The sequence below is a fragment of the Dictyobacter vulcani genome (assembly GCF_008974265.1).
GTDB lineage: Bacteria > Chloroflexota > Ktedonobacteria > Ktedonobacterales > Ktedonobacteraceae > Dictyobacter > Dictyobacter vulcani.
The window spans coordinates 790,855-809,820 of sequence record NZ_BKZW01000002.1; the positions used below are offsets into that span (position 1 = coordinate 790,855).

Genomic DNA, 18,966 nt, shown 5'->3' on the forward strand with positions numbered 1-18,966 from the left:
CGTTACCTGCTTATTTTCACTGTTCAAGGATAAAGGAAGGATACAACGTGAGTATTGATCCACGCAAGAAGCAACTCGCAGACCTGACTCCGCAGCAGCGTGCGCTTCTTTTTCAGCGTTTGAAAGAAAAACAACAACAGGAACAAAAAGGAGCGCGGGAAACGATTCCTCTGCGTGCGCCTGGCGAAAAGACGTTTCCACTTTCCTTTGCTCAGCAGCGGCTCTGGTTTTTAGATCTTTTTGAACCCGGGAGCCCACTCTATAATATTCCGCTGGCTCTGTGGCTGGATGGTCAATTTTCACTTGCCAGTTTGCAAAAAGCGCTGAATGCCCTTGTCATGCGCCATGAAACGCTGCGTACGATCTTTCTCTCACGTGAGGGCGAACCACGGCAAGTCGTGGCGGCCCAGAGTACCGTGCCGCTGACAGTGATTGATTTCGCATCTTTCTCAGGAAGAGAGCGAGACAAAGAAGTATACACCCTCATCAAGCAGGAGGCCCATCTGGCCTTCAATCTGACGATTGGTCCACTGCTGCGTGTGCGCCTGTTGCGCCTGAGCGAGCAGGAAGCGATCCTGCTGTTAACCACGCACCACATTATCTCTGATGGCTGGTCTGGCAGTATTCTCCAGCGTGAATTTTTTCAGTTCCTCAATGCTTTCCACAACCAGACAACCCCAGACCTACCAGCGTTGCCCATACAGTACATCGATTTCGCCCTCTGGCAACGGGAATGGTTACAGTCTACGCGGCTGGATACCCTGCTGAACTACTGGCAGAAGCAGCTAAGCGACCTACCGGTGTTACAATTGCCTTTTGATCGTGCGCGTGGGGTAGAGCAGACCTTTGCTGGCACCGCCCTTTCCGCGATGCTCTCTGAACAGAGTGTGGCAGCGCTTCAAGCCCTGGCCCAGCAAGAAGGCGCGACGCTTTTCATGGTCTTGCTGGCCGCCTTCTATGTCTTGCTTTTTGCCTATACCAGGCAAGAGAGCATCCCGATAGGCTCGTTAATTGCTAACCGCACGCGTGAAGAGACCGAGAATCTGATTGGCTTTTTTGTGAATACGCTGGTCTTACGGGGCGATGTGAGCGGTGAACCGACGTTCCGCGAGCTTGTCAGGCGGGTGCGCGAAATGTGCTTCGATGCGTATGCCCACCAGGATCTACCGTTCGAGAAACTGGTCGAGGTCCTGCATCCAGAACGGAACCTGAGTCATTCACCACTCTTTCAGGTTTTATTTACCTTACAAAATACCGGGGGGACGACGTTAGCGAAGACAGACCTGCAAGTGCATGCGCTGGAAACCGGGACCACGACCTCCAAGTTTGATCTGGCTCTCTTTATTTCTGAGCAAGCCCAGGGACTGAGAGCAGAGTTTGAATATAATACCGATCTCTTCGATGCAGCAACTGTGCAGAGTATGCTGGACCATTTTCAATCCCTGCTTGACAGTATCGCGGCCAATCCTGAGCTCTCGGTGAAAACGCTGCAATTGCTGACGGCAAAAGAACGTCAGCAGATCCTGGCCTGGAATCGTACGCAGCAGGATTATCCAGCAACTGCCACACTGCATCTGCTTTTCGAGGAGCGCGTGGTCCGAACTCCGACCGCGGTCGCCGTATGTTTCGAGGATCAGCGTTTAACTTATCAGCAACTGGATACGCGTGCCAATCAACTGGCACACTACTTACATAAGCAGCCAGGTATCCAGGCTGAAAGCTGCGTGGGCCTATGTGTCGAGCGTTCGCTGGATATGGTGATTGGACTGCTGGCGATCCTGAAAGCGGGCTGTGCCTATATTCCGCTTGATCCCAATTATCCCCAGGCGCGCATCGCCTATGTGCTTGAACATGCCCAGATCTCTGTTTTGTTGACACAGGAACCCCTGCTTGCACGCTTGCCAGCGTTTGCGGGTACTGCGTTGTGTGTGGATCAACTGGCGGCCAGCATTGAGGCCGAACCGGCGACGGCTCTGAATCTGCCGGTGCTGGCGGATAGTCTGGCCTATGTCATCTATACCTCTGGCTCGACCGGACTTCCCAAAGGTGTGCAGATTGTGCATCAGAATGTGGTGAACTTTTTGCATGCGATGCGCCAGCAGCCGGGACTCACGGACCAGGATGTACTGCTGGCGGTGACCAGTCTCTCATTTGATATTGCGGGCCTGGAAATGTTTCTGCCTTTGACGACAGGTGCGCGCCTGGTGATTGCCAGCCAGAGCGCCACGCGTGATGCCGAGGAACTGATGGCGCTGCTGAGCCGGGAAACGGTGACGGTGATGCAGGCCACGCCCTCGACCTGGCGTTTATTGATTGATAGTGGCTGGCAGGGTGATGCTGGACTAAAGATACTTTGTGGTGGTGAGGCCTTGCCACAGGATCTGGCGAGTCAGCTCCTTGAGCGTTGCCAGAGTCTGTGGAACATGTATGGTCCAACTGAAACAACGATCTGGTCCGCGCTGCAGCCGGTTGAAGCTGTCCATGGAGCAATTCCGATCGGGCAGCCAATTGCCAATACCCAGATATATATCCTCAACGAGCAACTGGAGCTGGTTCCCCTGGATATGCCTGGTGAACTGTATATTGGTGGTGATGGATTGAGTCGGGGCTATCTTGGTAAACCAGAGCTGACCGCCGAGCGTTTTTTGCCGGATGCCTTGAGTTCTGAGCCAGGACGACGCATCTACCGGACTGGAGATGTGGCGCGTTATCAGCGCGATGGAACACTGGTGTTCCTGGGACGTGTCGATCAGCAGGTCAAGGTGCGCGGGTATCGCATCGAGTTGCATGAAATTGAAGCGGTGCTGGCGCAACATCCTGGCGTCAAAGAAAATGTTGTGATTGTTCGTGAGGATATACCCGGTGAGAGCCAGTTAGTAGCTTACATGGTGGCGCAAGAAGATTATCAGGGGGAGAATGTCGGCGGTGGCTGGCAGGCGGAACAGGTTTCGCAGTGGCAGGAGGTCTGGGATAGTACCTATCATGAAGATGAGAGCAATTTTGATCCTGATTTGAATCTCAGTGGCTGGAAGAGCAGCTATACGCAGGAAGCTATTCCTGTGGCTGAGATGCAGGCCTGGGTCACTGCTACTGTGCGGCGCATCCTGGCTTTGAATCCTCAGCGTGTACTGGAGATCGGCTGTGGAACAGGTTTGTTGCTCTATCGGGTTGCTCCTCATTGTGACTACTACTGTGGTGTCGATTTTTCTCCGAGTGCGCTGGCCAGCATTCAGCGCCAGCTGGATAAATGGGGCTGGTCGCAGGTCAAATTGCTCCAGCGTGCGGCCGATCAACTGATGGATCTGGAAACGGGCTCATTTGATACCATTATCCTGAACTCGGTGGCCCAGTATTTTCCAGGGGCCGCGTACTTTGTGCAGGTCCTGGAAGAGCTGACACGACTGGTCTCAACTGATGGACGCATCTTCCTGGGTGATCTGCGCAGCCTGCCCTTATTAGAAACATTCCAGACCGCCATCCAGCTCTATCAAGCCGATGAGAGCATGACACGCAGCGAATTACAGCGCCTGATTACCACGCATCTGGAGCAGGAAGAGGAACTCCTGTTTGATCCTACTATCTTCAGTTTGTTACAGCGCGCTCTTCCAGGTATCAGCTCGATCGAGATTCACTTGAAACGTGGTGAGGCTGTGAATGAAATTACGCAGTTCCGTTACGATGTGATTATCCAGATGGGCGAGCCGCAAGCCGATACCGTACCCATACAGTATATTAACTGGCCAGAGCGTAATCTTATGCCTGAAGAACTGCCAGCTTATCTGGCCGAGACAGATATTCCAGCGCTGGCTCTGCTGGATGTGCCCAATACGCGCTTACAGCAGGCCGTTCAGTCTGTCGCTCGTTTGCACACTGGGGATGATGCTGCGACGGTACAGGATGTGCGGACGGAGCTCCTGGCTCCGCTTGCTCCAGAGCACACATCTATTGATCCTGAACGCTTCTGGATTTTAGCGGATACACATCCTTACCAGGTAGACCTGACCTGGGCGCAGTCTGGCAGGCTGGATGCCTACGATGTGTTGATCCAGAAAAAACAGTTGGGAACAGCGCTGGCATGGCCCAGACCAGTCCAACGGTCAGGGCACGAAACGATGAACTGGCAGGCTTATACAAATAATCCTTTGCAAAAGTCCAGATCGCGCAAGCTTATTCCAGAGGTACGCAGCCATCTGAAAGGACACCTGCCTGATTATATGCTGCCGGCCGCGTATGTCTTGCTGCCAGCGCTGCCCCTGACCCCGAATGGCAAGATTGATCGCCGAGCTTTACCGGTTCCCGGCCAGGATCGCCCGGAACTGACTGCCAGCTATACAGCTCCCCGGACGGTGGTAGAGCAGGAACTGGCGCTGATCTGGCAACAGGTGCTTGGTCTTGAGCGTGTTGGTATCCATGATAATTTCTTTGAACTTGGCGGTAACTCGTTGCTGATTATTCGTATCGTTGCCAGAGCCAATAAAGCGCATTTACCCATGACCGCCAAACAGGTCTTCAAGCATCAGACTATTGCCGAACTGGCGGCTACCGTCGGTTCGACGCAGATTATCGCGGAGCAAGGAGCCGTAACTGGTCCGACTCTGGCCGCGCCCGGACAACGCTATGTGCTGGATCCAGCCGTCTATCATCCCGAATATTATACGCTGGCCTATGCGATCTCTACTGAGAAACCGATGCAGGCGGACTATGTTCAAGAGGTGGTGCGCACGCTCTATGCCTATCATGATGCGCTACGCCTGCGCCGCTCATTCACCGATGTGCGCTTCGCCTTAGAGAGCATGGAAAGTACAGGGAATACACCATTCTGGCATATAGACCTTGCAGGTCTGTCCGAAGAAGAAGTCCAGACGCAGCAGCGTGCCCACTTGCAGGAGCAGCAATTGTCCTTTGATCTGGAGCATGGACCGCTCTTCAAAGTATTGCACTTTGATCGCGGGGACCAACAGGAAAGTATGGTCCTGTTGCTGGCCCATTACCTTGTCGCTGATATTGAGTCCTGGCAGGTGTTGATTGGTGATTTTCTGGCTGGCTATCAACTGGCCTCGCAGGACCAACCGATTCAATATCCACCTAAGCCGACCTCTTTTCAGCAATGGACGCAGCGTTTACAGACCTATGCTCAGAGCGAGGAGGCGGAGAAAGAATATCCGTACTGGCTGGCTGCCCAGAGTCGCCAGGTGGCTCGTCTGCCCCGTGACTATCCAGCCGGAGAGAATACGATAGCTTCTTCGCGGATCCTGGAGGTTCAGCTTTCAGCCGCCGAGACCGCTATCCTGTTGCACGAAGTTGTCCCGACCTATACCGCGCAGATGGACGCTATTTTGATGACGGCTCTGGCCTGGGCCTGCCAACAATGGACGGATCAGGATGCGATTATGGTTCGTCTGTTCAGCCATGGCCGGGAAGCCTTTTTTGATGATATGGATGTCTCACGGACAGTTGGAGCTTTCGGCACGGATTTTCCGGTGGCAATCAGTCTGACAGGCACAGCGACGATAGAGACGGTGTTGCAACATGTTAAAACACAGTTGCAGTCGATCCCCAGACACGGCGTGGGCTATGGTATTTTACGCACCTATGGGCAGAGTCCAGATGCAGAGGTTCTGCGGAATTTACCTGGACCTGAAATAGTGGTGAATTATATCGGCAGCAACTTTTCCGATCCATCCCAACCCACCTTTCAGGTGCAGGGTCCCTTATCCGGACACTACCGGGATAGCCAGTCTGATCGCACGTATACCTTCCAGGTTACTGGCCGGGTTACCGCGGATCAGTTGATTATGCAATGGGACTATAGTGAAAACCTGCATGCCCGTGAGACTGTGGAGCGGGTTGCTCAGGCGACCATGGATGTCTTGGCGTTTCTGATCGCGTCGTGTGAGCGCTACCATAAAAAGAAATAGTGTGGGCATGCCTGATAACGCTATTTCGGGCCAGCTAAAGTATGGAGCTTAAAGAAGTTCCAGATGACCTGTTCTGTGGGCAGATTGCCAATCTTTGCCGGGACCGTATGTCCCTCGCCTTCCATGCGATAGTGCATGATGGTTGCATTCTGATGGCAATCAGTCCAGCGGAATCCGGTGGCGTTCTTATCCTGGAAAAATTGTTCCGGCCCTTTGGTACAACCATTGCGTTTGGCCCACTCGCCAAGCCAGTCCTGTACCGCTGGTAATGGCCATTGGGGATTGACTTTGGCCGAGATGCCATTATATGGCACGATCGGATCAGCGCTCCCATGGATTTCCAGCATCGGGACCGCCCTTTGTGGATGGCAGCCCGCCTGCAAGGGATAATAATTACCGGAGATAGGGGCGACCGCGGCGATGCGGGTGGAGAGCTGGCAGGCAACAAAGCCGCTCATGCCACCTCCATTGGAAAAGCCGGTAGCATAGATACGCTGTGTGTCGACACAGAAATCTTTAGTGAGCTTGTCCAGCATATCGTTCATAAATACTGTTTCGTCGATATTGTAATCCAGGGGGCCGATGCTGGCCCACATTGGCATCTGACCATCATCTGGTAAACCCTGTGGATAGACCGCGATGAACTGTTCTTTATCGGCCAATTGCGAGAAGCCGGTGTCCTGTTCGGCTTCCTGTGCCGTGCCGCCATGGCCGTGAAAGATGATCACCATCGGGACAGCTGTTTTGGCGCTATATTGTGCTGGCACATGGACCAGATAGGTGCGTGTATGTTGTCCACGTGAGGCGGCTGGATGGGCTGCTACGGCCTGATTCTCGGTTGTCCCAGCCTTGATCGGTGAAGGTTTTGCGCAGGTGTTTTTGTTGGATTGAGAAGCAGGTGTCGCTGTCATATTTGCTGTATCCTGTGAATTATTGTTTGTTGAAGGTTGCGTAACCTGTGTGGTACCTCCCGTGCAAGCCGTTGCCAGCAGACAACACAGACAAAGCGCGGCAACGAGCCAGGAGGATTGGTTTTTTTGCATCCAAAGCATAAAAATCCTTTTCTTGTATACATCATTGCAATAAAACATCTTTGTGTATCCAGAGCTTCTAAAGCTTATTGATATTATAGCATGGAACTTTACAGAAATAATATCCTGAACTATAAAGATATATATTTTTAAGATATAGCACTTTCTAAAAATTTTGCTTACTATCATATTTGAAATATAATTAACACATAGCTAGAATTATCTATGTTGATATCATAAATGGATACTCGGTTGTAAAATTTTTTAGCGCTAAAAAGTAAAAATATTGTTAGCTGCTAAATATCGTGCTATTCTTAGCATGAAAAGTATTTTCGGGTCAGGTGTATGTATTTCATGCTATGTGCAGCTTATGTTTCTGGATTCTCGTGCCAGGAGAGCTCTAAGCCTTTGTCGAGTTGGCTAGTACATTGTCAAATTTCGTTTGGTGGGTTGTGCGCCCGCTACGCGAGCGGATGGGGGGAGATGTCGGGGGCACGGCCCCCGATCCCCCATTCAAGGGATTTTCCGTCCCTTGCATTCCCGCCTCGCCATCAAATGATATCTGACAGACTTATTAATCCACACGCAGGCACTGAGAAAAAAGCTTGTATATAATGTTGTCTAGCAGCAGAGTAAAGGGTATGTGTACGCATGCAAGGTCAAATAGAGGATAAACCAACAGAGATGGTCGAGGATGCTGAGCAATATTTTTTTCCGCCCTCCTTTATGCAGGAAAGTCTCTGGGTTCTGAATCAGGTTGATGAAGCTAAATCAACCTATCATATATTAGGTGGATTCATTCTGCGTGGACCTGTAGATATGCAGGCCCTGCACCAGACGCTGGCGTTGATTGTTGAGCGCCATGAAATCTTGCGTACTTCATTCGTAGTTGCCGATGATCAACTTATGCAGGCAATTGCACTTGAGCTGTCGATCCCGTTGCCGTTGATTGATATCTCTAGACTGAGCGAGCAAGCACAACAACAAGAAATACAGCAGTTGCAACAGGATTTATCACAGGAAATACTGGAACTTGATCAGGCTCCCTTGTTTAAAATGATTGTGCTTAACATACGTGATGACGAGCATCTCTTCCTTTTTGTGATCCACCATATTATTATTGATGGTGTCTCTTATCAGGTTTTCTATGATGAATTTATGGAGATTTATGCTGCTCTGCGCTCGGGCCGAGAGCCAGTGCTTCCAACGTTAACGTTGCAATATGCTGACTATGCCGTCTGGCAGCGCGAAATGCTCCAGGGTGAGGATGCGCAATCCTTGCTCGATTACTGGCAACAACAACTGGCCGCTATGCCAGCCTTATTAGAGTTACCAACCGACTATCCCCGGCCTGCTGTCCAGACGCATAAAGGAGCAGAGCAAACCTTCCAGGTGTCTGATGAATTGCTTGGGCGCCTACAAGAACTTGCGCGCATAACAGGTACGACCCTGTTCATGGTACTCCTGAGTGGCTTTGCTGTTCTGCTCAACTATTACAGTGGGCAGGACGATATTGTGATTGGGACCCCGGCTTCGCTGCGTACCCGCAGCGAATTTGAAGCCTTAATTGGACCCTTTCTAACGACCTTGCTCTTACGGGCGGATCTCGCGCAAGATCCAACTTTTCATGATCTGCTCATGCGGATGCGCACCGTCTGTATTGAGGCCTATAGTCATCAGGATATGCCATTTGAATACCTGATAGAGGCTTTAAAACCTGAAAGAAGCACGAGTTATAATCCCCTTTTCCAGGTCTTTTTCGCCTTTAACAATTTTATTCATACTTCCCCATCTACCGGACATTCTACTCATAAATATACAGATATTGGGTCTCAGACGGCTCGTTTTGATCTTTCCTGTGATTTTGTGTTGTTTGCTCAGAAACTCAGCTATATCCTGGAATATAATACCAGCCTCTTTAGCAACGAAACTATTCTGCGCATCGGCCAGCATTTCCTGAACTTACTCACATGCATTGCGACTGATCATGAGCAGCGACTCTCACAGCTTGTACTCCTCAGTGAGCAGGAACGTAGCACGCTGATGGTAGATTTCAATTCAACGTATGCGGTTTATGATCAGAATATCTGCTTGCATGAACTGTTTGAAGCTCAGGTAGCTCGTGTCCCACATGTCAAAGCGCTAAGTTGCGATGGTCGATCCCTTACCTATGCCGAGCTTGATGAGCGTGCGAACCGCGTGGCGGCATACTTACGCCGCCAGGACATCAAGCCGGAAGCGTTGATTGGCGTCTGTCTGGCGCGTTCAGAAGCGTTTGTGATTAGTATCCTGGGTATCCTGAAAGCCGGAGCTGCGTATATTCCGCTTGATCCAGAGTATCCTGCTGAACGGCTTGGTTTTATCATTCAGGATGCACACGTGCAGGCACTATTGACCGGTGCTGATGAGCAGCAGGTTTTGCCGACTTTTGCAGGACCAGTCTTTCTGCTGGCAGATGTGCTGGCTGGACTTGATTATGATCCAATGGCAGCCCGCCAACGTGTCTCTGCCGATAATCTGGCCTATGTGCTGTATACTTCTGGTTCCACGGGCCGTCCAAAGGGGATTCAGATCAGCCATCGGGCTGTGAGCAACTTTATCATGTCTATGCAGAGGCAACCTGGCTATACCGAGCAGGATATCTTGCTTGCCGTGACCAGTTTTTCTTTTGATATTTCGGGACTCGAACTATTCCTGCCGTTGCTGACAGGTGGGCGGTTGGAATTGGCTACCCGTGAAGTGATACTGGATAGCCAGTTACTGTGGCAACTACTTCAGCAGAGCGGCGCGACCGTCATGCAGGCCACCCCGGTTACCTGGCGCATGTTGCTCTTGAATGAAGAGGTACAGCTTTCCGGCTTAAAGGTGCTGTGTGGAGGAGAAGCTCTCTCGCTTGATCTGGCTCAGTCTCTTCTGGCTCGCGGTGCCGATCTCTGGAATATGTATGGACCAACCGAAACCACCATCTGGTCCCTGCTCCAACATGTGCAACTCCCACTTGACGACCGTGCGGTTGTCTCTATCGGTGCGCCGATCGCCAATACGCAGATCTATATCCTGGATGCCCATGATCACATGTTGCCAGTAGGAATTTCAGGTGAACTCGTGATCGGAGGGGATGGCCTGGCGCGTGGCTACTTCCAACGTCCAGATCTGACCTCCGAACGTTTTATCCCGGATCCCTTTAGTCAGCGGCCCGGTGCGCGCCTCTATCGGACCGGTGATCGTGCCCGCTGGCTCAATAACGGTACTATCGAGTTTCTTGGACGCCTGGATACCCAGATCAAATTGCGTGGCTTCCGGATCGAGTTAGGTGAGATCGAAGCCCTTCTGGATCAGCATGCCGCCATACGTTCCAGCATTGTCCTTTTACGGGAGAACAAACAAGGCCAGCCACAACTGGTTGCATATGTGATACCACACCAGGAGCCGCCTCGTGTAGAAGAACTCAGAGTGTATCTACAGACCTCTTTACCTGACTACATGGTTCCAACAATATTTACATTCATCGATACATTTCCCTTAACCCCGAATGGTAAAATAGATCGCAAGCAACTTCCGCTTCCTGAAGATGTAGTCAATACGCAGCGCGAGATCGTAGCGCCAACCACTGACTTCGAGAAAGCCCTGGCTGCCATCTGGTCCGATGTATTAGGACAGGAGCAGATCGGCATCCAGGATAATTTCTTTACCCTTGGCGGTGATTCGATCCAGGTCGTGCAGGTCTGTACCCGTGCCAGGCAGGTACAGATGCCCTTAATGCCCGGACAACTCTTCCGCTATCAAACCATTGCCGCGCTCGCGCAAGTGCTTGATCAGCCGCAGCCGCAGCCCCAACCCGTTGAGACTTCCCAGCCAACGCAGCCCGAGCAAAAAAACAAGTCAACCGACCATTCATCAACATCCCTGACACCAAACAAACTCAATAAAATCATGGCCCAGATCCAAAAAGGCAAGAAAAAGAAGTAGCGGCAGCCTTCACGGCTGCGACCTGTTGGCGTACCGACAAGCAACCGCCACGCAACGGCATGCGCTTGCCGCTGCCCCCGTTGCACGTACGGACAAGCCACGTCATCACCCACGTGACCGGGGCCATCGCCATGATGTGCGGCGTGTGCCGATCGGACGTCGAGAAGGGGCAGCGGCAAGCGCATGCCGTTGCGAACAGGGAGTTGTTTATACGCAGAACAGATCGCAGCCGTGAAGGCTGCCGCTACATCAGTTTATTTAATTGTAGGTGTGAGCGCGGTTTGAACGTGTTGGAGCAGGTTGGGATAGTCAAGGCTTTGTGGTGTGGTGGTATCGATTTCGATGAGCTGTCCATCTAGAGGGAGCGGCGTGAGTTTTCCCTTTAAGAGGCGCTCTTTATTTTCTTCGATCCATGCCTGATCGCTGTGCCCGGAATGGCGCTCTATTGATTGCATGCGTGCCATGAAGCGTTCCAGCAAGACTGTTCCGTCTGCCTGGCAGAGAATCTGGAATGGTTCAAAGTTGTGCTGTTGTTGCAGTTGGCGAAACTCGGCGCCACGCAGGTCGGGGCGACCAAAGAAGCCTTCAACCACCAGTGGCTTGCCGACCGCCAATAAAGAGCCAGCAATAGAGTAGAGAAGTTTAAATGAGATGAGACCCAGTAAAGGTGGCTCGCCATTACTTGTACATTCAAGCGCATCATGGAGGAATTCATATAAGCCATCTCGAGCGAAAACGGGCAGTTGTAGGTCGGTGGCAAGTCGTCTGGCCAGCGTTGTCTTGCCTGAACCAGGTAAACCATTCACAATAATCAGTAGCGGTTTTTCCATAATGAACCGTTTCACCTTCCTATTGAATGCTTTTCACGATCAGAACTATATTATTGCATACCTACTCAATGTCCATCCTACCTGGATGCTATATGTTGCGTAGTTGTGCTGGCAGAATCACTCCAGTCATAGCCACTGGTATTTCCGCTTAGTGGGATCTTGTTCACCTGGTGTGTATCCAGCAAGCGCTCAAACGCGGCTGTTAACGCGGCAACGGGAATTTTCAGATCTTTGGCCAGTCGCGTAGGATTGGCATAGACAGCCTGGGGAAGATAGGCCTGCAAGAATTGATCGAGGGCGGCCTCAAATGATAGTGTTTCGGCTATGGCCACCAGGTCAGGATACCGGGTGCTTATCAATGTATGATGCATCGTATCGCCATCCGCGAGAAAGACTTTGGCTAACAGCAGATGGGTTTCCAGTTCTTCAACCCCTTTCAAATAAGCTGAACGGGCACCAGAGCCGCGTGGAAATCCTGCCTGCTCGCGTAATTCCGGGGTTGCCAGCGCTCCAGATGAGGCTTCCAAAGTTTGATAGATACGGTGGGCATCGGTAGAAAGATGTCCAGACTGATAAAGCTCTTCCGCTGATTGCTGCGTACCACAGAGCCGCAGGACTGCTGGCAGTAGTGACCAGCGGATCCACGTAGGGCGTTTGCGAATGAGGGTAGTATAGAATGCAGTGGATTGTCGGCCTAGCGTCCACCGCCAGGTATACACTTCTCCGCTGGGCGTCTTCCAGCCAGAATCCGTTTTCGCATCCGGATCTCCCACATAGGCTGAATAAAGATTCGGGAACTCCGGGGAAGCAGGATAAAGGGTCGCGATCCCCACACGCTCGATAAAGGCAGGCGCTTCATTCACACCATCCAGATGCGTCTCTGGAGTCTGTCCCCAACGCTGTAGCCGCTGCTGTACTAATAATGCATCAAACATAGTGTAATCCCCCTTTTTAGATAGAAATGTTATAGATGAACTGAACGATCCAGTTTATTACCCCCAGTATAAAGCAGGAATAGTGACAACACTATGTCACTATTCCTGTTCAATTCATGACGTTTTTTTCTTCAAGCGTGATAAACATTCAGCCAATGAGATTATTTCCTTATAAATCTTTATCTGTATGGATAATAAGAAAATGTTGGTCCAGTTGCTCTGGGGTTAATCGTGACTATTTGCTATATATATGAGCTCAAATAAGTAGAACATATATGCTGAATTGTAGTATTTACTGCTGTAAAGATGATATTCAGCAGCATTCAATTCTCGATACAGTCGTAAGTATCGTACTTTTATCGTATCTAGTTATTATTCTTTATGGATTTATATACATTATTATCCATTATTAGCCTTGAATAAATCATTAAATTTACGTTATTCTCTATATTGTAAATCCAATAATTTGAATCTGTTGCAGGATGTATTTGAAATAATACAGCATGCCTATATCATAAAAAGAATAGGTGTGAAGAATCGTATTCATGAGAATCAGGTAACGGTGGTAAACATGTTTTTAGGGACAGTTGCACCATATTTGCTAGCTTTTTGCAGAGTTGTAGTTGGTCTTGTATTTGCGTTCTCTGCCATTAGTAAAGTCCGGCAGATTCGATCTTTCATTCCGTTATAGCGACCAACACCCATGGGTCTTACGGCATATCAACTTATTTATTCCAGCTGGAAAATGTTTGGCCCTGGTAGGACTCAATGGCGCTGGCAAGACAACGCTTGTGAAATTGTTGACGCGCTTATACAATCCAACAGAAGGGCAGATTTTATGGGATGGCATTGATATAAGCGAGTTTGATCCACGTGAGCTTCGGCAACATATGGGAACTATTTTTCAGGACTTCGCTCACTACGATCTTACTGTCTACCAAAATATTGGGCTTGGGAACGTTGCTCATATTGAACATCCTGATAGTATTCAACAAGCTGCTATTCAAGCAGGTATCCATGAACATATCACAAAGTTACCTCATAGCTACCAAACCTTTCTCGGACGATGGTTAGCCGATGATGCTGTTGGGGTTGACTTATCCGGGGGCGAATGGCAAAAGATTGCCCTGGCTCGTATGTTTATGCGTAAGGTTGATATGCTGATACTGGATGAACCTACTGCAGCTCTCGATGCCCAGGCTGAATACGATTTGTACCACCAGTTCCATACATTCATTCAAGGACGTACAAGCCTCCTGATTACCCATCGTTTTAGCACTGTCTCTATGGCAGATAAAATTGCTGTACTCGAAGAGGGCCAGATTATAGCTTGTGGAAGCCATCAAGAACTGCTGGCCCAGGGTGGTACTTATGCAACACTGTATAGGATGCAGGCCGCTAATTATCTCAAGAATGAACATGGTTCTCTTGAAACATGCTGAAAGGATTAAGCAATGTGGCGTTTTGCCTTATATCGTTCCTGGCGTCAGCCGCTAAAAAGTCTGTTTGCTATCAGTGGCTTTCTGCTGGCTTCGTGTGCGCTCGTTCTCTTGAGCGCAACGACGCAAACAGCGGCTGTGCAAGCAAACCAGAGTATTGATCAGAACTGGCGACCCGCCTACGACCTGGTGGTGCTTCCGCCCGGAACCAAGCTTCCTACCAATCAGCCAATTCCTCCGGACTACATGGAGCGTTTTGCCGGGGGGATCTCGTTTGCCCAGTATGAAACTATCAAACGGATCAGTGGTATTGATGTTGCGGCTCCTGTTGCCTATGTTGGTTATATGTCTCTGCCCCAACCCAATATCTATTTTGGTCAGCAAGATCCTCGACCCGGGTACTATCAACTGGATTGGACAACGACTGCATCCAATGGACAACACACTATTGTCGAGGCTCAGCAGCATCAGGTCATCTTTCTGGGACCAGAACTGTGTGAAGCAGAGCAAAAAGTGGTGGATCAATTACGCCAGAGTGGTGTGATTGGCATGGCGTGTCTTCATGCGGGTGATGTTGTTTATTTCTATCCACCACAAACAGGACATTATTTGCTGGCGGCGATAGATCCGGATGCTGAAGATCGTTTGATGCACCTGGGCAAAAGCATTACCCAGGGTCGTATGTTTACTGCACAGGATACATTACAGGATGACCAACGGCTCAAACAATGGAAAAATTATAGTCGTGACGGAACCTATTTACCAACCCAGGCGATCCCGTTGCTCGTGCATGAGCAACTTCCAGGTCAGATTCAGATCCAGGCTCATTTTACCTATCTTGCCTCGGATGATCTTTCCTTCCAGCAGGTGCTTAAGCATGGTGGGGCTCACTATCTACAACAGCAGCCCCACCAGAAAACGGAGTATGTAGGCCTGGTTCCCGCCATCTACAATAACCCACAGAATCTGGCTGGCGCTAGCATGCGATGGGATGGTCAGCACTGGCAAACAGCACTTGCTGACCCAAAGAACCCCTATCAGATGGGTCAACTCATGGTCAATTTTTCTCAACCACTCGCACCCGGCAATCTCTCTTATCAACCTACAACAGGTCCCAATGGTCAAGCAGCCTATTCGCTGGTTCCGACTGGCACGTTGGGACCAGAAGCCACCTTTCGCAAACTGCAACCACTCAAGACCACACATACCCAGATGACAGATATTCTGTATTCATACAATGTTGTAGGGGCTTTTAGCGATAGCGCGGTGACGCCGCAGTTCAGTAACCCCCTCAACTGGTTGCCGGAAAACACCTATACCGTTGCTCCGACGACTGTGCGCTATGATGCACATGGTCGCCCGGTTGCTCCAACCAAACTTATTCCCACCACCAATAGCCTGGGCAGCCTTATCCAACCTCCACTCGCCTTAACCACGCTGGATGCTGCCCGACAGCTGCGTCCGGGCAATACCATCAGCGCGATACGGATTCGTGTGGCTGGAGTTGAGAATGCATCGGACGCCAGCTGGCAACGTGTGCAACAGGTGGCAACGCAGATCCAACAACGCACGCACTGACCGATTCTGGTCACGCTGGGTTCCTCACCAAAGCCGACGCTAGTCTCGATTCCAGGCATCAAGCAAGGTCAATTTGGTGCTACTCAGGATATTGCTCCTGTGGGTTGGGTTGAGGAACGTTGGATCACCACCGGGGCTTCACTGCGCTATCTGCATCAATCACGGCAAACACAAACCCTACTTCTCTGGTCCGTCCTGGTGGTCTCACTCGGATACCTGCTAGTGACGCTCAGCTCTCTGGCCTCCTCTCAAAAACGCGATTTTGCCATTTTGAGCGCAGTTGGGTGGCGTCCCTGGCATCCTTCACTCATGTTCATCCAACAAGTATTCGTCTATGCCCTGGTGGGAGGATTTGTAGGTATTGGCTCTGCATTGCTTATTGTGCGCATGATTGGAGCCTTTCCGGATTGGCCAATTGTTTTTTTGACGTTGCCTGGCATACTTCTGCTCGCCCTGCTTTGTACCCTCGCGCCGTTGTGGATGATCTGGCGTCTCCAGCCAGCGAATTTGCTAAAAGGGGGCATGACTCTCTCTCGCTCTCTACCCTCGTCGCGTCGCGTCTGGCTTGCACGTCATCTCTTGTTCATATCGGAGGACACACTGTTCACGCTGCGCACTGTATTGCGCTCATGGGGTCGCACCAGCATCGCCCTGGGGAGCCTTTTTCTTTCGGCATGTTTACTTATTCTTATGATTGATGCTATTCTGGTCTTCCAGCAGAGTTTGCAAGGTACCTTATTAGGTACGTATTTGCTTGCTCAAACAGCTGTCCCTCTGCTGGCAGGGGTGATTTTTGCCATCCTTTTTACCTTTTTAAATGTGACCGACCTTTTCTTGCTCCAAATGAGGGAACGATGGCAAGAAATCGGGTTGCTACAAGCCATCGGGTGGCGGCCCTGGCTCGTACAACGCCGGTTTATCCGAGAAGGACTCCTGCTGGCGTGTATGGGAACCATTCCAGGTGTGCTGTTTGCTCGCTGGATACTGATGCAGCAACACGAGACGCAACACGTGCTGCCTCTTTCCTGGCTATGAGCTGGAGCTGTGCTTATCCTGATGGTTGTGGTTGGCCTGGCCACCATCCCCGCGATGCGAGCCACCAGCCGCATGCACTTAAGCGAACTACTAAAAGCAGAATGATCCTGCTCCTACCGTAACACGAGTAGCAAGAGCACATGTCTGCTCGTGTGCGGAAGGAGATTCAAAAATGAGCACATGAAAGGGAATTTATTGGTGCATAAGCAGCAAAATAGTGTGAGCGAAGCAGCGCAGCAGAGGGCTTTCCTTCAAGTGACGAACCTGAGAAAAGCGTATGCGCTCCCCCATGGAAAGATTGATATACTGGATGATATCAATCTCCAGGTACAGCAAGGCGAATTCATTACGATCCTTGGACCATCAGGATCTGGTAAAACGACTTTGTTGGCGTTATTAGGAGCGCTAGACACGCCCGATGGCGGAGAGATCTGGTTGGATACCACACCTGTTCATCAATTGAAAGCCGTGGCAGCAGCCGATTTCAGAAGGCGGCAGATAGGATTTGTCTTTCAGATGTTTTACCTGCTCCCGAACCTGACTGCGCTAGAGAATGTAATGTCTCCTTTGCTACCCTATCGCCGCGAAATTGATTTTAATCTTCGCGAGCGGGCCAATAACTTACTAGAGAGGGTTGGATTAGGACATCGCACCGGGCATACACCTGGACGGCTTTCTGGCGGGGAGCAGCAGCGCGTAGCAATTGCGCGGGCGTTGATCAATCAACCTCGGGTAATCCTTGCTGATGAACCAACTGGCAACCTGGACCCAACCACCGGAGAAGCGGTGCTTGATATCCTACGCGAATTACAACAAACAGGCAAACAAACCTTGATTATGGTTACCCATAATCCCCAGCTGGCGTCAGGCTCTGATCAACAGATTCACCTGGGCAAACAATAATTCAGGGATTTTTTGCTGTTTGGCAGTGTATCAAAAATAATTGATTTGGAACTTTACTTGATCAGGCCGCCCGCCGCAAGGTTGGGGGGCCTTTCTTAGCATTGTCATAAGTTCTTCTTTCTGACCAATTTTCAAAAAGCCTGGATAAACTCTTGACCTGGAGCACTCCAGGTATTGCATAATGCTGCTATGGCAAATGAGATTGATGCAAAAAAATCTGCTTACTTTACGCTTCAGGAAGTGGTTCAAAGGAGTGGCTTGTATTACTGGTGGCAGCCGAGGGCTTGGGAGGTCCATGGCGCTGAGTATCGCCGCTAACGGACAGGATGTGATTCTGACCTACAATAGCAAAAAAGCAGAGGCCGCAGAGGTGGTGGCGTTGATCGAGAAGCAAGGCCGTAAAGCCGTCGCTTTGCAACTCGATGCATCTGATACGAAGTCTTTCGCCGCTTTTGCAGAAACGGTCAAGCAGACACTCAAACAAACGTGGAACAGGGATAACTTTGACTTCCTGGTCAATAATGCAGGCTTTGGTATTTACGCACCATTTACCGAGACGACCGAAGAGCAATTTGATCAACTGGTCAACGTTCATCTCAAAGGGGTCTTCTTCCTGACGCAGACACTGCTTCCCTTGATGGCTGATGGCGGACGTATCATCAACGTGTCATCAGGACTTGCCCGTTTCTCGCTGCCAGGCTATATGGCCTATGGTGCGATGAAAGGTGCCGTCGAAGTACTGACTCGCTATATGGCCGTCGAACTGGGTTCGCGCCGCATTTCCGTCAATGCGGTCGCTCCCGGTGCCATCGCCACGGACTTTGGTGGTGGTGTGGTGCGTGATAACAAAGCCATCAACCAGCAAACAGTCTCACAGACGGCCCTGGGTCGCGTTGGCGAGGCCGATGATATTGGTGGAGTCGTCGCATCTTTACTTTCTGATGAGACCCGTTGGATCAATGGACAGAGGATCGAAGTTTCCGGCGGTATTCACCTTTAGCCGTAGCATATAAGCAATAGAAAAGAGAGATTCTTGTATCAATAGATACCAAGAATCTCTCTTTTCTATGCCTGCTATATTGCGGTCCAGCCAACAATTTGTGTTAGCATGCTGTCTGAGATTGCAGTGGTTGTGGGTGATCCTCCAGCCATATTGCCAATAACGAGTGAATTTGCGTTGTTTGTACTCTCAATAATCGCATACTGCTGACCGTCGTGAGACACATTTTTCCATGGTAAGTAACTATTGTATCCAGTGCCTCCGTAACTATCAAAGGAATATTTTACATTTTTTGCGCTCGCGAGCAGTTTTAGCGCTGTGCCATTTG

At 50.4% G+C, this 18,966-nt stretch carries 11 protein-coding genes; 8 read left to right on the top strand and 3 right to left on the bottom strand.

The genetic code is table 11. The annotated features are described in order from the left end of the window. Positions 1 to 47 precede the first annotated feature (47 nt). Positions 48 to 5,918 (top strand): non-ribosomal peptide synthetase, encoded by a 5,871-nt coding sequence (locus KDW_RS21015; protein ID WP_151757916.1) that lies wholly within the window; start codon positions 48 to 50, stop codon positions 5,916 to 5,918. 20 nt (positions 5,919 to 5,938) lie between these two features. Here KDW_RS21015 and KDW_RS21020 read toward each other — a convergent pair whose 3' ends face one another. Continuing rightward, on the bottom strand, positions 5,939 to 6,961 hold the full coding sequence (locus KDW_RS21020) for a CE1 family esterase (RefSeq protein ID WP_162005463.1): 1,023 nt from the start codon (positions 6,959 to 6,961) through the stop codon (positions 5,939 to 5,941). Positions 6,962 to 7,600: 639 nt separating this feature from the next. On the opposite strand from KDW_RS21020, the gene KDW_RS21025 reads away from it, so the two are divergent. Together KDW_RS21025 and KDW_RS21030 are read left to right on the top strand one after the other, a co-directional pair. Beyond that, on the top strand, positions 7,601 to 10,918 hold the full coding sequence (locus KDW_RS21025) for a non-ribosomal peptide synthetase (protein ID WP_151757918.1): 3,318 nt from the start codon (positions 7,601 to 7,603) through the stop codon (positions 10,916 to 10,918). A gap of 25 nt (positions 10,919 to 10,943) precedes the next feature. Next, positions 10,944 to 11,153: a hypothetical protein gene (locus KDW_RS21030; protein WP_151757919.1), complete on the top strand. Its 210-nt coding sequence runs from the start codon at positions 10,944 to 10,946 to the stop codon at positions 11,151 to 11,153. Positions 11,154 to 11,172: 19 nt separating this feature from the next. On the opposite strand, the gene KDW_RS21035 is transcribed toward KDW_RS21030, so the two are convergent. Together KDW_RS21035 and KDW_RS21040 are read right to left on the bottom strand one after the other, a co-directional pair. Beyond that, positions 11,173 to 11,748: a P-loop nucleotide/nucleoside kinase family protein gene (locus KDW_RS21035; protein WP_151757920.1), complete on the bottom strand. Its 576-nt coding sequence runs from the start codon at positions 11,746 to 11,748 to the stop codon at positions 11,173 to 11,175. Positions 11,749 to 11,825: 77 nt separating this feature from the next. Beyond that, positions 11,826 to 12,683 carry an AlkZ-related protein gene (locus KDW_RS21040; protein WP_151757921.1) on the bottom strand — a complete coding sequence of 286 codons (858 nt, stop codon included), beginning with the start codon at positions 12,681 to 12,683 and terminating at the stop codon, positions 11,826 to 11,828. 635 nt (positions 12,684 to 13,318) lie between these two features. On the opposite strand from KDW_RS21040, the gene KDW_RS21045 reads away from it, so the two are divergent. From KDW_RS21045 to KDW_RS21065, 5 genes are all read left to right on the top strand, one after another. Beyond that, positions 13,319 to 14,125, top strand: a complete 807-nt coding sequence (locus KDW_RS21045) for an ABC transporter ATP-binding protein (RefSeq protein WP_269822514.1) — start codon at positions 13,319 to 13,321, stop codon at positions 14,123 to 14,125. Positions 14,126 to 14,137: 12 nt separating this feature from the next. Continuing rightward, positions 14,138 to 15,700 carry a hypothetical protein gene (locus KDW_RS21050; protein ID WP_151757923.1) on the top strand — a complete coding sequence of 521 codons (1,563 nt, stop codon included), beginning with the start codon at positions 14,138 to 14,140 and terminating at the stop codon, positions 15,698 to 15,700. Positions 15,701 to 15,799: 99 nt separating this feature from the next. Further along, positions 15,800 to 16,735 carry an FtsX-like permease family protein gene (locus KDW_RS21055; RefSeq protein ID WP_151757924.1) on the top strand — a complete coding sequence of 312 codons (936 nt, stop codon included), beginning with the start codon at positions 15,800 to 15,802 and terminating at the stop codon, positions 16,733 to 16,735. A gap of 198 nt (positions 16,736 to 16,933) precedes the next feature. Then, positions 16,934 to 17,638, top strand: coding sequence for an ABC transporter ATP-binding protein (locus tag KDW_RS21060; protein ID WP_198925389.1), 705 nt, complete (start codon positions 16,934 to 16,936; stop codon positions 17,636 to 17,638). Positions 17,639 to 17,843: 205 nt separating this feature from the next. Continuing rightward, positions 17,844 to 18,638, top strand: a complete 795-nt coding sequence (locus KDW_RS21065) for an SDR family NAD(P)-dependent oxidoreductase (protein WP_151757926.1) — start codon at positions 17,844 to 17,846, stop codon at positions 18,636 to 18,638. The last annotated feature ends 328 nt before the right edge of the window (positions 18,639 to 18,966 follow it).